The sequence below is a fragment of the Shewanella sp. 0m-6 genome (assembly GCF_052977325.1).
This window is the reverse complement of sequence record NZ_JBRIMD010000041.1, coordinates 1-22,235: the sequence shown is the minus strand read 5'-3', so window position 1 is coordinate 22,235 and position 22,235 is coordinate 1. Positions and strand designations below refer to the sequence as shown.

19 protein-coding genes are annotated in these 22,235 nt (G+C 45.2%); 12 read left to right on the top strand and 7 right to left on the bottom strand.

What is annotated here, in order from left to right; genetic code table 11:
• From ACVBJC_RS19360 to hemC, 5 genes are all read right to left on the bottom strand, one after another.
• The coding region (locus ACVBJC_RS19360; protein WP_447162559.1) for a retention module-containing protein at nt 1–1,733 on the bottom strand (1,733 nt) is incomplete at its 3' end.
• Between the two features lie 278 nt (nt 1,734–2,011).
• Entirely contained in the window at nt 2,012–3,181 is a 1,170-nt protein-coding gene (locus ACVBJC_RS19355) for a heme biosynthesis HemY N-terminal domain-containing protein (RefSeq protein WP_447162558.1), read from the bottom strand.
• A complete protein-coding gene (locus tag ACVBJC_RS19350) occupies nt 3,181–4,329 on the bottom strand; it encodes a uroporphyrinogen-III C-methyltransferase (protein WP_447162557.1) in 1,149 nt (382 codons plus the stop codon). The genes ACVBJC_RS19355 and ACVBJC_RS19350 overlap by 1 nt, the downstream gene beginning before the upstream one ends.
• A gap of 65 nt (nt 4,330–4,394) precedes the next feature.
• The gene (locus tag ACVBJC_RS19345) at nt 4,395–5,126 is read right to left on the bottom strand and encodes a uroporphyrinogen-III synthase (protein WP_447162556.1); all 732 of its coding nucleotides are present in this window, start codon (nt 5,124–5,126) and stop codon (nt 4,395–4,397) included.
• An 11-nt stretch (nt 5,127–5,137) separates the two neighbouring features.
• Nucleotides 5,138–6,070 carry a hydroxymethylbilane synthase gene (hemC, locus tag ACVBJC_RS19340; protein ID WP_447162555.1) on the bottom strand — a complete coding sequence of 311 codons (933 nt, stop codon included), beginning with the start codon at nt 6,068–6,070 and terminating at the stop codon, nt 5,138–5,140.
• A gap of 198 nt (nt 6,071–6,268) precedes the next feature.
• On the opposite strand from hemC, the gene ACVBJC_RS19335 reads away from it, so the two are divergent.
• Nucleotides 6,269–8,692 (top strand): class I adenylate cyclase, encoded by a 2,424-nt coding sequence (locus ACVBJC_RS19335; RefSeq protein WP_447162554.1) that lies wholly within the window; start codon nt 6,269–6,271, stop codon nt 8,690–8,692.
• 67 nt (nt 8,693–8,759) lie between these two features.
• Here the strand turns inward: ACVBJC_RS19335 and cyaY are convergent, their stop codons facing one another.
• The gene (cyaY, locus tag ACVBJC_RS19330; RefSeq protein ID WP_447162553.1) at nt 8,760–9,089 is read right to left on the bottom strand and encodes an iron donor protein CyaY; all 330 of its coding nucleotides are present in this window, start codon (nt 9,087–9,089) and stop codon (nt 8,760–8,762) included.
• Nucleotides 9,090–9,499: 410 nt separating this feature from the next.
• On the opposite strand from cyaY, the gene ACVBJC_RS19325 reads away from it, so the two are divergent.
• The 7 genes from ACVBJC_RS19325 (at nt 9,500) to ACVBJC_RS19295 (ending at nt 14,650) form a co-directional block, all read left to right on the top strand.
• Entirely contained in the window at nt 9,500–9,676 is a 177-nt protein-coding gene (locus ACVBJC_RS19325) for a hypothetical protein (RefSeq protein ID WP_447162552.1), read from the top strand.
• A 5-nt stretch (nt 9,677–9,681) separates the two neighbouring features.
• Entirely contained in the window at nt 9,682–10,926 is a 1,245-nt protein-coding gene (gene lysA, locus ACVBJC_RS19320) for a diaminopimelate decarboxylase (RefSeq protein ID WP_447162551.1), read from the top strand.
• 67 nt (nt 10,927–10,993) lie between these two features.
• On the top strand, nt 10,994–11,821 hold the full coding sequence (dapF, locus tag ACVBJC_RS19315; RefSeq protein WP_447162550.1) for a diaminopimelate epimerase: 828 nt from the start codon (nt 10,994–10,996) through the stop codon (nt 11,819–11,821).
• Complete coding sequence (locus tag ACVBJC_RS19310) at nt 11,818–12,450, top strand: DUF484 family protein (RefSeq protein WP_447162549.1); 633 nt, start codon at nt 11,818–11,820, stop codon at nt 12,448–12,450. The genes dapF and ACVBJC_RS19310 overlap by 4 nt, the downstream gene beginning before the upstream one ends.
• A 12-nt stretch (nt 12,451–12,462) precedes the next feature.
• Nucleotides 12,463–13,362, top strand: coding sequence for a tyrosine recombinase XerC (gene xerC / locus ACVBJC_RS19305; protein ID WP_447162548.1), 900 nt, complete (start codon nt 12,463–12,465; stop codon nt 13,360–13,362).
• Complete coding sequence (locus ACVBJC_RS19300; RefSeq protein WP_447162547.1) at nt 13,359–14,081, top strand: HAD-IA family hydrolase; 723 nt, start codon at nt 13,359–13,361, stop codon at nt 14,079–14,081. Before xerC ends, ACVBJC_RS19300 begins: the two co-directional genes overlap by 4 nt.
• A 104-nt stretch (nt 14,082–14,185) precedes the next feature.
• Nucleotides 14,186–14,650 (top strand): Sbal_3080 family lipoprotein, encoded by a 465-nt coding sequence (locus ACVBJC_RS19295; protein WP_447162546.1) that lies wholly within the window; start codon nt 14,186–14,188, stop codon nt 14,648–14,650.
• Between the two features lie 74 nt (nt 14,651–14,724).
• On the opposite strand, the gene ric is transcribed toward ACVBJC_RS19295, so the two are convergent.
• Nucleotides 14,725–15,462, bottom strand: coding sequence for an iron-sulfur cluster repair di-iron protein (gene ric / locus ACVBJC_RS19290; RefSeq protein ID WP_447162545.1), 738 nt, complete (start codon nt 15,460–15,462; stop codon nt 14,725–14,727).
• A gap of 335 nt (nt 15,463–15,797) precedes the next feature.
• Here ric and ACVBJC_RS19285 point away from each other — a divergent pair, with 335 nt between their 5' ends.
• The 4 genes from ACVBJC_RS19285 to ACVBJC_RS19270 all read left to right on the top strand — a co-directional run bounded on the left by ACVBJC_RS19285 (nt 15,798) and on the right by ACVBJC_RS19270 (nt 22,095).
• Nucleotides 15,798–16,211, top strand: a complete 414-nt coding sequence (locus ACVBJC_RS19285; protein ID WP_447162544.1) for a hypothetical protein — start codon at nt 15,798–15,800, stop codon at nt 16,209–16,211.
• Between the two features lie 114 nt (nt 16,212–16,325).
• Complete coding sequence (locus ACVBJC_RS19280; protein ID WP_447162543.1) at nt 16,326–17,726, top strand: TolC family protein; 1,401 nt, start codon at nt 16,326–16,328, stop codon at nt 17,724–17,726.
• Complete coding sequence (locus ACVBJC_RS19275; protein ID WP_447162542.1) at nt 17,723–18,916, top strand: efflux RND transporter periplasmic adaptor subunit; 1,194 nt, start codon at nt 17,723–17,725, stop codon at nt 18,914–18,916. The genes ACVBJC_RS19280 and ACVBJC_RS19275 overlap by 4 nt, the downstream gene beginning before the upstream one ends.
• An 11-nt stretch (nt 18,917–18,927) precedes the next feature.
• Entirely contained in the window at nt 18,928–22,095 is a 3,168-nt protein-coding gene (locus ACVBJC_RS19270; protein WP_447162541.1) for an efflux RND transporter permease subunit, read from the top strand.
• The last annotated feature ends 140 nt before the right edge of the window (nt 22,096–22,235 follow it).

Sequence of the window (22,235 nt, the reverse complement as noted above, 5' to 3'; positions counted from 1 at the left end):
CTGTCGAGGCTGAGTACGTCATTATTATCGACATCGGTTGCAGTGATGACGCCGGTGGCCACCAATCTATCGGGGTCGACATCAATCATATCCTCAGTCACACTACCAGACACGCCAACTGTTAACTCTGGAATATCGTTGGTACCGGTAATGGTGATGGTGACGACTTGAGTATCTGATAAACCAAATTCATCGGTAACGGTTACGGTAAAGCTTTCAGTTTCTGTATCGCCATAAGCCAAACTATTCGTAAGTTCATTATCTAAGGTAAAAGACCATTCGCCAGTAGAACCATCGAGTGTGAAGGTCCCGTAGGGAGTGACAGGGTCATCATTTAATTGCCAAGTGAGTAGGGCTCCGTTATCAACATCATCTGCTGATAGGGTACCGCTAGTTTGTGGGATACCTGCAGTTGCTATATTGCCACCGATAAGGACACCCGCTTCAATAACATTACCTAGGGCATCTTCGAGGGATGAGGTGATTTCAGGTGCGTCATTCTCACCTGTAATAGTAATAACAAGTGCTTGGACTACGGAGTCACTATCACTATCGGTTAGTTGGTAATTGAATGTATCGAAGAGTTGCTCGCCTTGAGCAAGAGATTGAACCTCTGATAACTGATTATTTAATTGATAGGTATAACTACCGTCAGCCGCAATAATTAGTGAACCATAAACTCCCGATATTACAGTATTTCCTGCAACGTTAATGCTTGAGTTTTCACTGTTGGTTACTTGAGTTACAGTGGCTAAATCTGCACCGAGGGTATCGTTTTGCAGTACATTGCCGGTGACACCATCAAGATTATTTTGGCTGATTTCATTACTGTCATCTAAGCCACTTGGGGCATCATCAACAACATTTGCAGTGACTAAGGTTGTGGTTTGAACTCCCTGATTATCAGTTAGCTGCAATAGGAATAGTTCGGATAAGGTATCTGAATCTGAGTGATCGAGTGTGGCAGCTAAGGTGTAGCTGTAAGTTAATACTGAATTGACAGCGTCATAGTTGCTAATAGTTAACACACCATATTGGGTGCTGATTGATACAGGTCCGACAAAATTCCCATCAGTAAAAACGGCTATGCCATTAATGCTGAGAGATTGGATCCCCGCTTGAACATTAACAGATACACTTTCAGCTTGAGACAGCAAAGCCGCTTGGGGCTCTGAACCTTGTTCTAGATGCCTTTCATATAGCGTCACAGCACGAGCTGAAAGCTGAGGCCGTGCGAATTCTGTTAGAAAAATAGGTAATTCATCTACCTGGGTTAATTCTACTTGCGCAAAGCCCGCAGTATCATGCCCGGCATTAGCCAGAGTTTCATCGCCCGTTCGGCCAACGGCAATATAGCCACCGCCTTCATTGCCTGCTTGAGCCGTCTCTCCTGCCGCTGTGTCAGGTAAGTTTTCTGTCGGATCTTCACCGCTCAGGATTTTAGCTTGTAAGGCTGCGATTTCAGGATCGAGCGCAGCTTCAGTTGGTTCAGATGCCTGTACGTTCTCGTTGCTAGTAGAAGGGGGAACTGCTAATTCGTCTTGGGTCGCAGTTGTGCCATCACTGTATTGCAATGTGAATGTGGTGCCTGTTGATATACTGTGCGCTGTATCTTGTTTTAATGTATCGCCGACACGTAGTGGAACCATTTCGCCTTGGCTGTTTTTTGCACTTATAGAGCCAGAGAGCTTAACAATCGTGGCGTCCTGCTTGGGAGTGAATGTATCCATCATAAGTTACTCTAACCTTCTCATCCGTGAGTTAAATTAAGAATTATCAGTACTTAGTAATCATTTTTTTGCGCACTGACAGTATGAATTCTGTACTGCATTGAGCCGTTGTCAAATCTAGGGAAGTCAAGGAGGAAGGGGAGGATTAAGCAACATTTACGTATGATGCTGCGAATAGGCTTGTTATCAATTACTTAGAATAGAGTTTGTAAATTGGCGGGCTTTGCTACATAAAAAAAGGCCGCAAAATATGCGGCCTTTAGTTAAAAAAGGTATAAGCGTTACATTAGCTTTGCTGCATTTCGTCTGGTTTGCAGCGCCCGGTTAAGTTCACCTAAATGCTCCTGTGCATCAGCTAGAGCATGTAAGCTACTGATGTCATCTTGCAGGTAACAGGCTTTTTGCCACCAGATCTTAGCTTGATGGTAATCGTGATTTTGCTGGTAAAGCTTTGCTAAGCAGACTTGGTAATCGGCGTTATTTTCATAGCTAGACTCCAATGCCAATAACTGCTTTTTAGCGTCAACGTCGCTAGGCGTGAGCACTTGTGCTAACGCATTTAATACTGATGCAGATGGCGATGCTTTTACCTGTTTGAGTAACATTTTGACGGCTTCGTCTTTACGTTCAAAACGACTCAAACCTATTGCGTATAGCGCAATATATTCTGCTTGCTTTCTTTCGCCACGGGTTAACCAATGCCAGCACTTTTCTAATTCTTGCTCATTGGCTTTAGCTGCCTGGCTGAGTAAAGCCGTATTCGTTTTAAGCGATAAAGCGTTAAAAGCATCATCTTCTAATACGTGCTTTTTACTAACGATTGGCAGCAGTAATTTTAGTGCTTGCCAATCTTGTTGTGCTTGATAAAGCTCAATAGCCAATTTGAGAATGGGTAACTTACTCTTGCTGGTCGGATTGAGTTTATCTAACTCCTCTCTTGCTGCGACTAAATCGCCTTGCTGTAATAAGTAACGAGTCCGAGTGGTGCTGACGGCTTTAACTGCGAGGGGTTCGAGTTGCGCCTTTGCTAAGTATTCATCACGGGCTTGGTGATTATCTTGATGATGTGCTGCACGGGCTGCAGCTAATAGATTTAAAGCTGGGATTTCACCTTTTTCAGCCCCTTTAGCCATGGCTTTCTCTGCCGCAGGCCAATCTTCTTCAGCTAATGCTAGTGCACCTAATAATGTGTGTTTACGTGCAGCTTTTTTACGCCATCTTTCTGGGAGGTAGCGACTATTTAATACTAAATTTAATAGCCATACGACAACAAATTCAACGAGTTGTAGCAAGCTGTAAAAGATAATTAGCGCAATAATGGCGAAGACGATACTGGTTTCGACCTGATAATCACCAATGGCCAGATAGAGATAGCCTTTACTGCCAACAAGAAAAGGGCTGATACAAAGCCCTAGTAAAATAATAATAAGGTAGACGAGAGCGCGAACCATTACTGCGCCTCCTCTGTCATCAAGTTGCCATAAGTGACTAATTGATTAAGCAGGTTAGATGCTTCAAAACGCTCTATATTCGTTGTTTGGATCTTCAACGTCTCCAGTGCATCTAAAGTGGCTAAGGTATCAATTGTTTGTTGATCTTTAAGGTCAAAGTACTGATAGACCCATTTTCTGGCTAACTTAATTGAATTACGGTAATTGACCTGATCTTGGCGATACAAGGCCAGTTGAGCTTGGAGCAGTTTATTCTTTATATTTTCAACTAAATACCACTGTTGATCAGGCTCAAGTAATGGCGCTGCATCTGTGGTGCGTTTTCGAATAATCACGAAATCATCAATGAGTGCCTGCCATGATTTAGCCAAGTTAGACTGCCAATCATCTAGCGAGTCACTGACTTTATTATCGCTGAGCTCTTCGGCAGAGAAGTGGGTCTCTGCGCGATTCAAAGGCAGCTTATCTAGGCCTGTTATGATGTTATCTATGGTTAAAACGGTGCCCGATATATCGGTATTCTTAATGGCTGCAACGACTGCAATATCTTTAGCTAATGCTTTTCTTAGCGGCATTAGTGAAGGATCACGCATTGACTTAATACGTTCATCTGCCGCTTTTAACAGGCTGGTAGCAGTACTAGGGTCTTTTTCTAGCCACAGTTTTTGCCCTGCAAGCCTAACCAGGTATTTGGCCTCTTCGGCGCGCCAATGGTTTGGATTACGCTGAGCAATAATCGATACGCGCTCTTCAAGCTGAGTTTGCTGCTCAAGTGTCTTTTTCAGGGTTGAGTCAACACTAGACTTGAATTGGTTTTGTTGCTGCTCTAAAGACGCTATGCGCTGATTGGGTTTCGTCAGTGCAGATTGAAGCTTTTGGTTTAACGCTGCAGACTCTGCTTTTTGGGCTTGAAGCTGTTGATACAGGTAGTAACCGCCAGCGATAGAAGCAAAGGCTAATAGCAATAGTAAAAAGAGGGTAAAGATAATACCCCAAGGCGCCGGCTTGCTTTGAGAGGAAGGCTTATTAACAGTATTTTCGTCTGTATTTGTTTGCGGTTCTGACTGCGCCTCGATAACTGGCTGTGTTGCTGCAGTTGGCTCGGTAGTCGGCTCTGAAGCGTTGGCGTCAGTGTTCTTGGTTTCCATTTAACAGTCCTTGAAAGCTATGATGCTGCAGAAATAGCGAGTATGAACTTAACATTAACTGCGAATTACTTTAGAGATAACGCAGTTAACATTGCATTGGTGTTTGCGGCGGTGGCATTACTAATTTGCACTAGGCCGTACGCTTTTGCTTTTTCATATACTCGGGAGCTTGGCACTATAATATGACAAGTTTGCAGCCAAGCAAATAGCTCTTTTGGTACTGTTTTAATGAGGTTATCGAGTATTTCGCCGCTGGTAATGATGATAGTGTCTATACCGAAGCTTTGCCATTGTTGGCAAAGGGATCTTGTATCTAGCGCTGGGCAACCGCGTTTATAGACTTCCCAGTAATTCAGTTGGGCTTGGCGTTTACTCAGTTCGTTGGCGAGATCTTCGCGTCCGCCTTGGCCTCTAACAATCAGGATATTTTTACCACTGACCTGAGTCAGCGTGGACAGGGTGAGTAAGCCTTCTGTCTGTTGACAGTCTTCGGGGGCTTTCTCTGCATCAATTCCTATATCCTTAAGGGCTGCATGAGTAGCATCTCCAACCGCAAGGTAATGGGCCGATTCAGGCCATTGATTATTGATTGTTTTAGAAGCAAAGCTAACCGCATTAGTGCTGATGAAAATGATGATATCGGCTCGTTTTAGCGTGATATCAATTTGCTGGGCATCGAGGTTAGAAGTGGGCTGAACATTCAGTAGGGGCGTGATGAAATAAGAGACGTTGCGCTGAGTTAACGCCTCTGCCATCAACTGATTGCGCCCTTCAGGACGCGTCAGTAAGACTTTCATTTTTATGATGATTACGCGTTAGCGTAAACAGCATCAAGAATGGTTTTAGCACCCTTGCCGAGTAGCTCTTCTGCTAATGCAACGCCTAGCTTTTCAGCATCGGCTTTATTGCCTGAAGACGCGGCAGTGATGATTTGACTACCATCTGGATTACCCACTAAACCACGTAGGCTTAACGTGTCACCGTCGATCTCTGCGTATGCACCAATTGGTACCTGGCAACCGCCTTCAAGACGAGTATTCATTGCACGTTCTGCAGTCACGCGCATACGCGTTTCAGCGTGCTCAAGTGGTGCAAGTAGCGCTTTAACACGGGCATCGTCGGTACGACATTCAATACCGACAGCGCCTTGGCCGTTTGCTGGTAGAGATTGTTCAGCAGAAATAAAACTAGCGATTCTTTCTTCTAGCTTTAGACGCTTAAGGCCTGCCGCAGCAAGAATAATGGCATCGTAGTTACCGGCATCTAGTTTTGCTAAACGAGTTCCGACGTTACCGCGCAGATCTTTGATAACAAGATCTGGACGAGCAGCACGAATTTGGCACTGACGACGTAGACTAGAGGTACCCACTACTGCGCCTTGTGGCAGATCTTCAATTGTTTTAAAAGTGTTTGATACGAATGCATCGCGTGGATCTTCACGCTCACAAATCACTTCAAGACCTAGACCTTCAGGGAATTCAACTGGCACATCTTTCATTGAGTGAACTGCTATATCGGCTTTGCCTTCTAGCATTGCGACTTCAAGTTCTTTTACAAATAAGCCCTTACCACCAACCTTTGCAAGTGGTGTGTCTAAGATGATGTCACCTTTGGTGCTCATTGGCAGTAATTCAACAGTGAGACCTTCATGGATTTTTTCCAATTCAGCTTTCACAAATTCGGCTTGCCACATGGCAAGAGGGCTCTTACGTGTTGCGATACGGATCAGATTTTGAGACATGCACGATATTCCATCTTAGAACTTATTTGCGCCAATGCTAACATTGCCTGCATATAGATGTAACATTCTGCTGCTGATTCTTTGAAGTCTACCCAGTTCTACACAGGTAAAAAGTGTGATCTTGATCGCATTTACTTGCTGCTTGTACAATTGCCATATACATTAGTGAGTAGTTATCTACGATTTAGGGTTAATCATTTGCCAGAAGAGCTTGTTAGACTCGAACATGCCGCGAAGAGATTGGATGTGATCAGGTATGCCAGAGCTATTGCATTATTGTCGCCTTTAAAGCGCCATCTTCTTCGCTTAATCCCTTTTTTGCTCCATAGTCACCTACCTAAATTACCCGGTTATAACGGACCGCTAACCCCTCGCGGTATTGCTGACTATCAGCCCGATTCAGACACTGAAGAAGCCTGTGAAACTCTCAACCTTGATATCGCTGCCACAAATAATAGTAAACGCCCTCAAATAGAGGGCGTTTACAGCATGGGCAGCACAGCCAGCTTTGGCCAAAACCCTCAAAGCGATATCGATGTATGGCTAATACATAGCGATCTTTTGAGTAAAAATGAGTGCGAGTTACTTGCTAGCAAAGCTGCATTATTGACGCAGTGGTTCGCTAAATTTGATTTAGAAGTGAACTTCTATTTGGTGCATCCAGAACAATTTATTAGAGAGCAGGGCGAACAGGCTGATTTATACAATTGCATGGGGCATGAACACAGTGGTAGTGCTCAACATTGGTTGCTACTCGAAGAGTTTTATCGTAGTCAATTTCGTTTAGCGGGTAAGCCTATTGCATGGTGGCCCAATGCTAAAGTGTCTCCTCAATTACTTTCATTAGGCGATGCCAATACCCTGCCAGCGAGTGAATATTTTGGGGCTTCGCTGTGGCAGCTCTACAAGGGGGTTGAAAAGCCTCATAAAGCATTGTTGAAAGTGCTGTTACTGGAGGCGTATGCCAGTGATTACCCCCATACTCAGTTAGTGAGCGAGCGGATTTGGCAGCATACATTAGAAGGGGATTTCTCGGCGGCTAATGACGCTTATTATCTGCTATATGAATCGATAGAGTGCTATCTAAAGAAACGGGGTGATGGCCGCCGACTGGAAATCACGCGGCGTTGTTTTTACTTAAAATGTGGCGTTAAATTGAGTCGGCATGATCAAGCGATCGATTGGCGTTACTTTAAAATGCAAAAATTAGTTGCCGATTGGAACTGGTCTGAAAGCTTACTGAAAACCTTAGATAATTGTGAGAATTGGCACTGTGGTCAGTTGCAATGGTTTAACGAGCAACTTAACGAACTGATGCTAGGTAGCTATCAAACATTGCTGCAATTCGCTTCAATCCATAGATTAAGTGAAAGTTTAAGGATCTCAGAGTTAGGCTTGCTAACCCGTAAGCTACATACCTACTTTAGTGAAGATGCTCACCAGATCATGCGCCTTAATCCGCTGTGGAGTCACTCGATTTTAGAGACTCATTTATCTGTTATCTATAGTGAACAAGATAAGCAATATTACCTCTACCGATGTTCGCCTAATCCTAGAAACTTCCTTGAGCATAGCGCAGTATTCCATTCAAAAAGTAAGGCTAAGTTGTTGGTATGGGCTAGTTTGAATGGTGTGGCAGACAGTAAAACCCAGTGGCATGAAGTCAGGCAAAGTAAGCGCAAATCGACCTACTTAACTCAAGCGGCTCATCGGCTTGATGGACTTATTGTAAATCAATCGACAAAAGTGTCTAAGATGGCACTTTACCAGCCGTGGCATTTTAGCAAGCTGGTGTTTTTATTGAATTTCAATAGTGACCCTACCGAGAGTTGGCAAGGGCAAGACATTATGGTCGACTATATGAACAGTAATGTGTTCTCGATTGGTCGACAGCATTTGAATATGGTGGACTCGATTGATGTGATTAGCCTTAACAGCTGGGGGGAATGGCATTGTCATCATTTTGAGGGAGAAAAAAGTATCTTAGATGCTTTGTCGTTCGTGACACCGGGTATGAAGCGGGCCAGTGCGCCAGTCTCGGTGGAGGTGATTAGCTGTTCAAGCAAGTTACGATCGCAAACAGAACGTACTGTGCAGAACCTGCTTTACAGAGCGGTGCGACTTAGCCGTCAGGCGCAAAGCTCAACGACCTTAGGTTATGCATTACAGGTCGGACGGCTGCGTTACGGTTTGTTCTTCAATAATCGTGGCATGCATTACGAGAATTTAAGTGATGCAAAATCTTTCTATCAACAGCTATCTCAGCGTAAATTACTTGAGCTGCCCAGACCAACGTTAGGTGACGAGCCTTTTGCCAAAGTGCCTTCAGTGATCCAAGACTATGCGGCTAAAGGTGCGATTCAGTATTTCTTGCGCCAAAGAGAGGAAGGTTTAGATGTGTTTATTTTAGATGAGATGAACGAGCTAAACCACTATGTACAAGAGGGAACAGACGTGAATGCGTTAGTGAACAAGTTGAGTCACTATCACACATTTGAAGATCCTCAACTTGCAAAAGAGCATTTTAATCTGCCGCAGTTTTTTAAATTAGATCGGGTAAAAGGCGAGCTGCTTGCAGTCCCTTTTGGTGTGACGCTGGAGTCTTCTGAAGTCGATTTTTAGCAGTGAGCACTAGGCGGTTAAACATAGCAGAATGAGAAGTATGACGACTCATTCTGCTACTAAAGCGTTAAATATCTAGCTTTAATCCGCTTTGCTTGAAGATAGACTCAACCACGAAAGGCATAAACTCATTGCCATTACGCTCATCCATCCATTTGCCGTCAACATAAGCGAAATGGTAACCGCCAAACTGGGTTGCCAACCAAATTTCATGCAGTGGTTCTTGTTTGTTGATAACAATCTTAGATGTGCCATTAAATTCTAATTGCAGCACATTACCTGATCCATCGACATCCACATCCGCATCTTGCTCATCAATCAGTACTTCTAACGCGTTATCAATTGTTTGAAATATTTCATCAACCAATTGATGAAATTCGAAATCTGTTATAGCCATGCTGATTATTCCTCAGATTTAGGTAATACAAACATATTACCAATCGATAGCCTGATTACCAATCATATTAATTGTGTGGTTAATCACTATCTAAGTAATGCTAGCGATTATTTAATACAGCTAATGTGTTACTTTTCAATTCCTTACTAACTTATTGGTGGGGCTGCCCTCTAGATAAAAGACTTGGGATAAGTTGAATTATTTTGCATTAGCATCGCTTTGTGCAGTCAAGTTGTGATTTATCCTAATTAACCTAGTCAATACATGGCTAACTGAGCGAGGGATTTATGCAAGAAAAGCCTGATATAAATGCGTTATAGGGTTGACGCATTGCGGGCTGTCTGCAAACATCAGGATTACAATTTTCGCCGTATAGCAAGCCGTAGTGTTATTGCTACAAGGGTCACCTGATGTTGAAAAAAATGAGACTGTTTTTGCTAGTAGGGCTTGGTAGCCTAGTGCTTTTAGGTTGTGGACAGAAAAGTGCGTTATTTAGAGCGCCTCCGCAAGACGTTAATCAGCAGGCAACTGATAAGCAGGTGTCTGACGCAGAGCATGGGCAAAGCGAACAAAGCAAAAAGGACTAAAGACATTGGATCATTTTTTATATCAAGCAGATGAGCTTTATGCGGAGCAATGCCAAGTTGCCGACCTCGCAAAGCAGCATGGAACGCCACTATATATTTATTCCCGTGCAACCTTAGAGCGTCATTGGCACGCCTTTGACAATGCCGTGAGCGATCATCCACACCTTATCTGCTATGCAGTAAAGGCAAACTCAAACATTGCGGTACTTAACGTATTAGCACGTTTAGGCAGTGGCTTTGATATTGTCTCTGGCGGTGAACTGCTACGCGTCATCGAGGCCGGTGGCGATCCTGCAAAAGTGGTTTTCTCCGGCGTTGGTAAAACCGTCGAAGAGATGGAGATGGCGCTGAATCTTGGTATTTATTGTTTTAATGTCGAGTCAGCAGCCGAACTTGAGCAGCTTAATCTTGTTGCTTTGCGCCTTGGCAAGGTCGCGCCAGTTTCACTACGAGTGAATCCAGATGTTGATGCGGGTACTCACCCTTATATCTCTACGGGTCTAAAAGAGAATAAATTTGGTATCGCAATGGAAGAGGTTGAGGCTATCTTTAGCCGCGCCAATGAATTGCCAGGCCTAGAGGTTAAGGGCGTCGATTGCCATATCGGATCTCAGTTAACCGAAATTAAACCGTTTTTAGATGCGATGGATCGTATGCTAGCGTTAATCGATCGCTTAGCAGAGCAAGGTATCGACATTAAACACTTTGATGTCGGCGGTGGGCTGGGGGTGACCTACGATGATGAAGTGCCACCTCAGCCAGATGTGTACGCTGCTGCTTTATTAGAACGATTAGGCGATCGTGATCTTAAATTAATTTTTGAACCTGGCCGAGCCATTGCTGCCAACGCAGGTATTTTTGTTACTCAAGTGCTTTACTTAAAAGAGAACAGTGACAAACGTTTCGCCTTAGTTGATGGCGCTATGAATGATCTTATTCGCCCGTCTCTCTATAGTGCATGGCAGAAGATTATCCCGGTGATTGAACGTGCGGGTGAGACGCAAAACTATGACGTTGTTGGGCCGGTTTGTGAAACGGGAGACTTCTTAGGCAAAGACCGTCAGCTTAATATACTCGCAGGTGATTATTTGGCTATTCGCTCATCGGGAGCCTACGGCTTTACCATGTCGTCTAATTACAATACTCGTCCACGTGCCGCAGAACTGATGGTGGATGCAGACAAAGCTTATGTGATTCGAGAGCGAGAAAAATTAGCTCAATTATGGCAAGGTGAGCAGATCCTGCCGTAAACTAGAATAATACTAATGTAGTGGATGCCACAGCATGCGCTACAGATACTTTTTAAGGATGTCCACCTTGATCCAATTCACTAAGATGCATGGGTTAGGCAATGATTTTATGGTCGTTGATGGAGTGACACAAAATGTGTTTTTCTCCCCAGATCAAATTAAGCGCTTAGCCGATCGGAATTTTGGCGTTGGTTTTGATCAGTTACTGCTGGTTGAGCCTCCGTACGATCCCGATTTAGATTTTCATTATCGCATCTTTAATGCTGATGGCAGCGAAGTTGAACAGTGTGGCAACGGTGCCCGTTGTTTTGCACGCTTTGTGCGTAATAAAGGTTTGACCCACAAACACAAAATTCGCGTGAGCACCTCTTCGGGTAAAATCACTTTGCGTCTTGAGCGTGACGGTAAAGTAACGGTTAATATGGGCATACCCGTACTTGAGCCGAGCAAAATTCCTTTTACCGCCAAGAAAGTTGAGAAAACCTATCTGCTTTTGGCATCGAGCGGCACCTATCTTTGTGGCGCAGTGTCTATGGGTAACCCCCATTGCGTGATTGAAGTTGACGATGTGGCCGCAGCCGATGTCGATACCATTGGCGCTGAGTTGACAAATCATGAGCGCTTTCCAAAAGGTGTGAATGTTGGCTTTATGCAGGTGGTGAACTCAGGTCATATTAAGCTCAGAGTTTATGAGCGTGGCGCAGGTGAAACATTAGCTTGCGGAACAGGAGCCTGTGCGGCGGTAGTTGTGGGTATTGAGCAAGGTAAACTTGATCGCAACGTGCATGTGGACTTGCCTGGCGGCAGTTTAACGATTAACTGGGACGGCGAGGGCAAGCCTTTATGGATGACAGGGCCTGCTGAGCATGTTTATGACGGGCAGATCGCACAATGATAGATAACTCGAACAAGGCCCCTCCCTTCGATGAAATTCTCATCCGCGAATACTTATTGGATAACCCAGATTTTTTCAGCCGCTATCCAGAGTTATTACTAGCGATGCGAATTCCCCATGTTGAGCGCGGGGCGGTGTCATTAGTCGAGCGCAAGCAAGAGATGTTACGCCAACGAGTCGCTCAGTTAGAAGAAGAGATCACCGCTTTGCTAGCGATGGCATCACGTAATGAGCAGATCTACATGTTTAACAGTGCATTATCTATGCAACTGCTAAAATGTGAAGATATGGGCGATCTACGGCAAGTCTTGTCTAATGGGTTAAAAGAGCAGTTTCAGTTCAGTCATGTCAGGCTGATCACCGTGCATGACATCGATAGCGAGCTATCGCAGATCTGGAGCAAACGCCTCAGCTCTGGTTACTATTTTGGCCGCCTGACTAATGAAGAGTCAAAGCGTCTATTTGGAACCGAGGTGGGTTCGGTCGCACTGTCTCGATTATCTAAAGAATGCGGTCAGGTTATTTTTGCGATTGCTAGCCACGATCCTAGCCACTTTCATCCTGAGATGGACCACCTTCTGCTGTCTCAGCTTAAACAGTTACTTGATCACCAGCTGACTAAAATCTAATAGCGAGGCTTTATGGCTGATAATTCAGCTTGGTTGAGCGAGTTTGAACGTTACTTACGCACCGAGCGTCAAGTTTCGGCTTATACAGTGCGTAACTACCTGTTTGAGCTAAAGCGAGTCGAGAAGCTATTTAACGATACGGAGTCATGGTTGTCACAGCAACATGACTCCTTACAGGCGATTTTAGCTAAATTACACCGCAAGGGTCTAAGTCCGCGTTCCTTATCGTTAACCCTCTCCTCTTTAAAACAGTTCTATGGTTTTTTACTTAGGGAACAGCAGTTAAAGGTTAACCCAGCTGTAAGCCTTACTGCACCCAAGCAAGGCAAGCCTTTGCCAAAAAATATGGATGTCGACTCGATATCGCACCTGCTTGATATCGACGCTAACGATCCGTTAAGTTTTCGCGATAAAGCCATAATGGAGCTATTTTACTCGTCGGGTTTACGTCTTGCTGAGCTCGCTGCGCTTAATGCAGCCGATATTCAATTTTCACAGGCGCAAGTCAAAGTGTTAGGTAAGGGCAGTAAAGAGCGGATAGTACCCATAGGCAAGTTGGCATTAGCCGCGATTACTCAGTGGTTAGCGGTTAAGCGTGACATCGCTTGTGAAGACGATGCCTTGTTTGTTACCGCTAAAGGCAAACGTTTAGCTCACCGTAGTATTCAGGCTCGTTTGGCTAAGTGGGGGCAAGAGCAAGCCATAGGCATTAAGGTACACCCGCATAAATTACGTCACTCGTTTGCTACCCATATGCTCGAATCCAGTGCCGATCTGCGTGCAGTGCAAGAGCTGTTAGGTCATGCAAACTTGTCGACGACTCAGGTTTATACCAGTCTCGATTTTCAGCATCTAGCTAAGGTGTACGACAGTGCACACCCAAGAGCGAAAAAAAGAGGCAACCGATCATGAAGATCTTTATTCGCCCACAAGCCTTTGACGCGATTAGCTTCGACTTAGACGATACGCTTTACGATAATCGCCCAATCATTCGTCAGGCCGAATCCGCGCTGCAAGCATTTTTACATCAGCAGTGGCCTAAATCGAAGCTGTGGCAGCTTGCTGATTGGCACAAGCTCAAACTCGCCTTGTTTAAGGAGTCTCCTAAGCTGCGACATGATACTACGCTAGCAAGACTGCTAATGTTAGAGCGTGGCCTGCTAGAGCTAGGTTATGATGCTAAGACGGCAACAGCAGGGGCTCAAGCAGGGCTCGCGCACTTTGTGATGCATCGTAGTCACTTCAAGGTATCAAGTGAGGTGGTTGAGTTACTCAATGCGCTTAAAGCCCGTTACCGATTAATTGGCATAACTAACGGCAATGTTGATCATCAGCGCGTTGGTTTAGATGGGGTATTTGAGTTTGTACTGCACCCCGGCCATGGCTTTAAGCAAAAGCCGTCGAGCGATATGTTTACCCATGCGGCGGATAAATTAGCGCTACCTTTATCGCGTATTTTGCATGTGGGCGACAGTGCTAAAAGCGATGTTGATGGCGCCAGGAAAGCCGGTTGTCAGGCTGTATGGCTTAACCCGGGCTTCGGCGTTACAGAGAAATCGATCGCCAACAGGCAACTGCCACATATTGAAATCGCGTCTGTGCTGCAATTGAGAGATCTTATTAAGGTCTAATGCAAGCGACTTGCTGACGTCTTGCTATCTTCCTTTATCTTGATATGCTCATATTTCTTAAAAAATTAAGAATAAACAGAGTTTTATACTAGATAAGGATTATCATGAAAAAACTATTTGTTGCAGTGTCAATTCTACTATTAACCAGCGCCTGTTCAATCAAACAGAGAGTTGATCCGGTACACGTGAATAATGATGCTGAAGTTTGTATTCAGAAGAACCCCGATGTACGAGAGGGTTTTCTGCAAGAGATGGAAAAAATTCTAGCGGAGAAGCAAATTAAATACCGCATTGTTGAACAGTTAGATGCAAGTCAGCAATGTGAGTGGACAGCGACTTATACCGCTAATTGGCGTTGGGATCTTGCATTATATATGGTTTACGCAGAAATTAAGGTCTTCCATGAAGGACGGTTAGATGGTGAGGCTATTTATGATGCGCGCAATGGTGGCGCGAATATGAATAAGTTTATTGATGCTGAACCTAAAATACGTGAGCTGATTGAGCAGCTTATTCAGCAAAAGCAAGCTTCAGTAAATTGGTCTCCGTTGCAACAAACTGCTATTTAATAGAAAAGGCTCACTGATGTGAGCCTCTTATTTTTATGGGTCAGCCTTTATACGCTAACCATCAGTTCGATGACTCAAGCGGTTAGCGCAAGCGCTTTGAGGAACAAAACGTTGTTCTCAATATTAATATGCTGTTTTAAGTCCGCTTCGAATTCTGCCAAGCTGGCGTAACATACGCGCCAAGTGGTGCAGGCGTGCGCTGGTGGGGTAAAGTTATTTGTTAGCTCGCGGATCTTTTCAAAGATCTGCTGTGCATCATCGTGCTCATACTGCATAGCATTAATTGGATTGCCGATATGACCAAAGCAGTTTTGCATCTCAACTTGGTTATGTAGCCCTAAAATTGCAGGGAATAATATCTGTTCTTCTTTCATCAGGTGAGGCATTAAGTCATCGACTAATGCACGGATCCAACCTGCTAGAGGCTTTATCTCGTCATGATTTTCACCGTGGGCACGCACCATTTTTTGGCTGTACTCTACCAGTAAAGGCGCTTTCTCTCTTACAAAAGTGTGATGAGTCGATTCAATGTAATTGAGCAGATCGGGTAAAGCTAATTGCTCTAGACCTTGCTGCTTCTCGCCTTCAGTGTCTAACGCCATTAATGCATCGAGAAGCGCTGTTTCATCAGCATCAAAGCGTGTAATTGCTCGGGCTAATGAAATACCGCCACCACAACAAAAATCGATACCATGCTGGCTAAACAAATGGGCAGTGCGAAAATCGTTAGCGACTAATTCTCCTACACGAGAGGCAAGTAGGCTTTCTTTGGATTGAAGAGCGTTCGAGTGAAGTGTGTTTGATTTAGTCATTGGCAGATCCAAGGCAAGTTTAGTTTGAAATATACGTGCATATTATTTGCATCTTTTGGCGTGTTCAATTATTACTTGAGTAAAATGCTCAGGTAATCACACTTTGAGGTATAATTTAGCTCGATCTAGGTAGAAGTCCCAAGCCAAGGTTTATTGCTATAGATGTGGTCTCATCGATGTTTTCGGAAGTTTTTTATACACAGAGCCGATTAAGATTTGTAAACACATAGTGTTTTAATTTTGATTAATTTAAACTAGCCTGAATCAAAGTGATACGAGTGTGCGATAAAGTCAGTTATGTACGTTATTAAAAACAAAGGTAATGCTGCGGCCTAATGTCGAGCTTATCGAGTTTTATCCGAGCAATATTCATCACCTCTCCAGCTAAGTTGGGGCGGATGCTGTTGATCGTGATTTTAACGATGCAATCCATGGTAACTATGGCTGATGATTGTACTTCTGCTCATGATGATTGTGGCAGTGAAGTCACCTATGTGGCTGAGCATACGAACGGCACTGTAAATAACACATCACAATGTGATGAAGTTGAAACAGCAAGTCATGTAGAAGATGACTGCGCTGAGTGTAGCAATAACTGCTGCTCATGTTGCATGACCTTAATGCACCCTATCACTGCGTTAAAATCAGTGACAGCAAGCCCTAATAGCCACATTTTTGCTTTTAGCTCTACTTCTATTGAGTCCCCTTATTTCGCTTTCCTGCGCCCCCCTAAAGCCTTAATCGTTTAATCAAAACTTTATTCATTTAGCGAGCTTTTACAAGCTTGCTAAAGAGCTGTTGGGCCTCTTGTAGGTTTAACTCACAGCTCTGTATTTTTGTATTAAATCGAGGCTTAATCTCCGATGTTTCATAATACTTATTGCGCAAAATCTGTCACTAAAATTGGCATGTTTTGTGTTTGGCGAGGGCTTTATTGCACCTTGGCGCTTATTGCTCTGATATCCGCAACCTCAGTTATTGCGGCTACAGCCGACTCTAACGGTAATGCAGAACAATCTAATACGCTTTCTTTACCGGTTGTGATTGAACGGGTTCAACAACAGCATCCATCACTGAAAGTGTTTAAGTTTAGGCAGCAAGCGCTTGATGGCGCAGCGCAAACTCAAGCGTTGACTCCAGGCTTTGAAATCGGCTTTGATGCCGACAATCTCGTGGGCAGCGGTGAGTTCCAAGGAATTGATAGCGCCGAGTTTAGCGTATCTCTGTCTTCTGTCATTGAGCTTGGTGACAAGTTAGATGCTCGCAGCGGTATTGTTAGTGAGCAGCGCGCTGTATTAGATGCCGAACAAAAAATTACCGCATTAAACTTATTAGCTGAAGCGACACGTCGTTATATCGATGTATTGGCGGCGCAGTCGCAACTGCAACTTGCTGTTGATTCATTACAGCTTGCAGAAGAAACACAAGCGGTTGTAGCTAAGCGCGCTCAAGCAGCTGTAACACCAGAGGCCGAAGTAAAGCGCGCCCAAGCGGCGGTATTTAATGCCAGACTGGTTGCAGAAACTCAGCTACAGCAACTCGATTACGCCAAATTAGCGTTAAGCATGATGTGGGGCGAGTCTAGGGTAAATTTTGTTTCATTACAGGGCAGTTTGTTCGCTTTTACTGATGATGTCGCACTTGAGCCTTTATTTGAGAAAGTGAAATATAGCCCAGCTATTACCGCTTTTTTAACTCAGGCACAGCTTAAAGAGGCCGAGTTACGCTTTGCTAAAACCCAGTCTAGCAGCGATATCAGCTGGTCGGTTGGTGTAAAGCAATTTCAGCAAACTAATGATATGGCATTGACCGCCGGTTTTAGTATGCCGCTGTTTAATGGTGAGCGTAACACTGGTGCCGTGCTTTCGGCACAAGCCGCAAAAGAGCAAGTACTCGCCAACAGAGAAGTGGCACTTTTAGAGCTTTATGGCCAGCTATATCGTGCTTACGCCAGCCGAAAACAAGCAATGGTGACGGTTAATCGTTTGCAAGCCAGTGTTATCCCTACCTTAACTTTAGCGCTTGAAGATACCCAAACCGCCTATGAACAAGGCTTGTATAGCTATCTTGACTACTTAACAGCCCGAGAAGAATTACTCTTTGCTCGCCGTGCACTCATTGATGCTGCAGCCTCTGCGCTACGTTATGGCGTCGATATTGAACAGCTGATTGCTGAGCCATTACCTGCTTCTCAACATACCTTCTTCAATGATTTCTCAAAGTCAGCTAATTCTTCTGATGCAGCGAAAGGATATACAAAATGAATCCTAGTTTATTAAATAAATTCTCCTTAGTTCACCTTGCTGTTGTTGCTGCAGTTGCATTGATGATTAGCAGCACTGTTAACGCTTCAGCTGAACACAGCCATGAGCCTGTAAATGGCCATGAGCCTGAGCATAATCATGAAGTTGCGCATCAAGAGCAAACAGCGCACACCAATCAGCATCAAGACGAGCATGATAGTCATGGTGATGAGCATAGCGATGAACATGGCCATAATGATGGTCATAATGATGGTCATCAAGACGAACATGTTGGTCACGATGATGAGCATAGCGATGAACATGGCCATAATGACGGTCATCAAGACGAACATGATGGTCACGATGATGAGCATGGGGATGAACATGGTCATGACGAACATGAAGATGGCAGAGTTCATATCAGCGCCGAGCAAATTGTAGCCTCGGGTATTGCGACAGAGCTTGCTGCAGCGGGCGATATCAAACAAACATTGACGGTATATGGCCGTGCAGTAGTGCCAGAGGCGGCCAGCAGTGAAATCCGCGCCCGTTTTGCAGGCTTAATCACCCGCATGAATGTAACCGTTGGCGATAGCGTTAAAGCCGGGCAAGTGGTAGCTGAAGTCGAGTCAAACTCTAGCTTAAAACGCTACTCGATTAAGGCGCCGATCTCCGGAGTGGTGGTGAGCCGCACTGCTAATACTGGCGAAATGGCCACTGATAATGTGCTGCTGACCATTATCGATGACAGTCAGCTTTGGGCGCAGTATCAAATCTTCCCTGGCCAACTAAGCAAGGTTGCTGTTGGGCAGGCGCTTAGCATTTCTGCTCAGCAGCTAACAGCGGCTTCGAGTATCCAATATCTACTCAATTCAACAAACGGTGACAACATTAAGCTCGCTCGTGCGCCACTCGATAACAGCAGCGGCCAATGGGCGGTAGGGGCTTTGTTATCAGGCAAACTGACGCTGAGTAAACAAGCGGTGACGTTAACGATAGATAACCGCGCACTGCAGGAGTCAGAAGGGCTGCAAGTGGTGTTTATCCGCAATGAAGAGGGTTTTGAAAAGCGTGTGGTAACACTTGGTCAAAGCGATAGCCAAATGAGCGAAGTATTGTCGGGTCTTGAAGCAGGCGAAGAATATGCCGTTGCCAATAGCTTTTTACTCAAAGCCGATCTTGAGAAATCAAGCGCAGCCCACGTTCACTAAAGGAGACGTCAATGATTGAGTCAGTATTGCGTCTTGCGATAAATAGACGCTGGATGATGATGTTCCTCGCCATGCTGCTAGTTGCAGTGGGGCTGTGGAGTTATCAAAAATTACCGATTGATGCGGTGCCGGATATTACCAATGTGCAGGTACAAATAAGTACCCGAGCAGAAGGTTATTCACCGCAAGAAACCGAGCAACGAATTACCTATCCGATCGAAAATGCACTGATGGGGATCCCGCAATTATCTTACACCCGCTCGCTATCGCGTTATGGTTTATCGCAAGTGACCGTGGTGTTTGATGAGGGCACAGATCTGTACTTTGCACGTAACTTGATTAATGAGCGCTTAAACGCGATCAAGGGTAAGTTACCCAGTGATATCGAGCCGGAGATGGGACCGATCTCCACCGGGCTCGGCGAGATCTACATGTACACCATCGAAGCGCTGCCTAATGCTAAACAAGCTGATGGGCGTGAATTTGATGCAACAGCGTTAAGAGAGATCCAAGATTGGATCATTAAACCTCAGCTGGCGCAGGTGCCTGGTGTTACCGAGATCAACACCATTGGTGGCTATGACAAGGAGTACCATATCACCCCATTGCCAACCAATATGCTGCAATACGGTGTGTCATTTGTCGATATCAAGCTGGCGCTGCAAAGCAGTAACAGTAATCGTGGTGCCGGTTTTATTGAGCGAGATGGCCAGCAACTGACAGTGCGATCTGCGGCGCAGCTAAAGACCATTAGCGATATTGAGCAAGTGGTGATTAAGCATATCGATAGTACGCCAATCTTTATTGCCGATGTGGCAGAAGTCGGTATTGGTAAGGCGCTGCGCACTGGCGCTGCAACCCGTGACGGCAAAGAAACGGTACTCGGTAGTGCCATGATGCTGGTGGGCGAAAACTCACGTCAGGTATCACTCGCAGTAGCCGCCAAGCTTGAAGATATTAAAGCATCGCTACCTGATGGCATTAAAGTTGAAGCGGTTTACGATCGCACCACTTTGGTGGACAAAGCGGTATACACGGTACAGAAAAACCTAGTAGAAGGCGCGTTGTTGGTTATCGTGGTGCTGTTTATTCTACTGGGTAACGCTAGAGCGGCACTCATTACCGCGGCGGTTATTCCGCTGGCGATGTTGGCAACGATGACGGGCATGGTACAAGCGGGCGTTTCGGCTAACCTGATGAGCCTTGGTGCACTCGATTTTGGTTTGATCGTCGATGGCGCAGTGATTATTGTTGAAAACGCGATTCGCAGGCTGGGTCAGGCGCAAGCGCAAAATGGTGGTCATGTATTGCCACGTAAACAACGTTTGCAGTTAGTGTTTGAAGCCACCAATGAGGTGATCCGCCCAAGCTTGTTTGGCGTGCTGATTATTACCGTGGTGTATATCCCGCTATTTAGCCTTACAGGCGTAGAAGGCAAGATGTTCCACCCAATGGCGGCAACCGTGGTGATGGCACTGTTAGCAGCATTAGTCTTGTCGTTAACACTGGTGCCTGCAGCAGTTGCTCTGTTTATGACGGGTAAAGTGAGCGAAAAAGAGAGCCGTGTCATTACCGCCACTAAGTCGCTATACAAGCCTCTGTTAATCGGTGCGATGAAGCTACGCTGGTTAGTGCTTGGCGCGGCTATGGCATTAGTTGGTTTCTCTATTTGGCTGGCAACAACCCTAGGCTCTGAGTTTATCCCACAGCTCAATGAAGAAGATATCTTGTTGCAAGCTATCCGTATTCCGGGGACTGGGCTGGAGCAATCCGTTGATATGCAGATCTTACTAGAAGATCGCATCAAACACTTCCCACAGGTGTTAAATGTATTTTCTAAGATCGGTACGCCAGAGGTGGCAAATGATCCTATGCCGCCAAATATCGCCGACACCTTTATTATGCTAAAGCCGCGTAATGAATGGCCTAATCCTAAGATGAGTCATGACGCTTTGGCGGCAGATATCGTTGCTGCGGTTTCTGGGCAGCCGGGAAATAACTTTGAGCTAACTCAGCCGATCGAAATGCGCTTTAATGAATTGATCTCGGGAGTGCGTGCCGATCTGGGTATTAAGGTTGTTGGCGATGATCTCGATCAGTTATTAGCTTCAGCTAACGCGATCCATGAAGTGCTAGAAAAGATCGATGGCGTTGCCGATCTGCAAGTTGAGCAAGTAACGGGTTTGCCAATGCTATCGATCCAGCCTGATCGCATGGCGTTAGCACGTTTTGGTTTAACGGTTGATGAGTTACAGGACTTTGTTGCTACCGCTATTGGTGGCGAGCAAGCAGGACTTATCTTTGAGGGCGATCGCCGCTTTAAAATCGTGGTGCGTTTACCAGAATTGATCCGCAAAGACGTTGAGCACTTGCACGAGCTGCCAATCATGTTGCCATCTGGGAAATATGTACCGTTATCTGAAGTGGCGACGTTAGATATTGCGCCATCGCCTAACCAGATCAGCCGTGAAAACGGTAAGCGTCGCATTGTAGTCACTGCTAACGTCCGTGGTCGCGACTTGGGCACCTTTGTCAGTGAAGCTAGACAGCAAATTGCCGAGCAAGTGGATATCCCTGCCGGTTACTGGCTGGAATATGGCGGCACCTTTGAGCAGCTTGAATCGGCAAGTCAGCGCTTATCGATTGTAGTGCCATTAACGCTGGCGCTTATTCTGGGCTTGTTGGTGATGGCCTTTAGTTCGGTCAAAGATGCCTTGATTATCTTTACGGGCATTCCATTAGCGCTAACAGGCGGGGTCATTTCACTTTGGTTACGAGACATGCCATTGTCGATCTCGGCAGGCGTGGGCTTTATTGCGCTCTCGGGTGTAGCGGTGCTTAATGGCTTAGTGTTGCTTAGCTTTATTCGTCAGCTCTATCAAGAAAAGGGCGAGCTGATGACAGCGATTATTGATGGTGCATTAATAAGACTGCGCCCAGTACTGATGACTGCCTTAGTGGCAGGGCTTGGCTTTGTGCCTATGGCGCTGAATATTGGTACAGGTGCAGAAGTGCAGCGTCCAATTGCCACAGTGGTGATTGGCGGTATTATCTCATCGACGTTATTAACTCTGTTTGTACTGCCTATTCTGTACCGTATGGCACACCAGCGCGGTGAGCATCGCAAGAGTGAGAATAAGCGAGCCAATGCTGAAAAACTTGAGCAAGCGCCTGTTTAAGCTAATGTTTAACAAGTGCTAGTTAGTTTTACCAAAGCGTGAAAAACAAAAGCCCTGCAGTTGCAGTAATGCCGATCATTTAGCAGTTTATTGATCGGTTGACCGATCTTTATAAGATGGCAAAATCCGAGTGTTTTTAA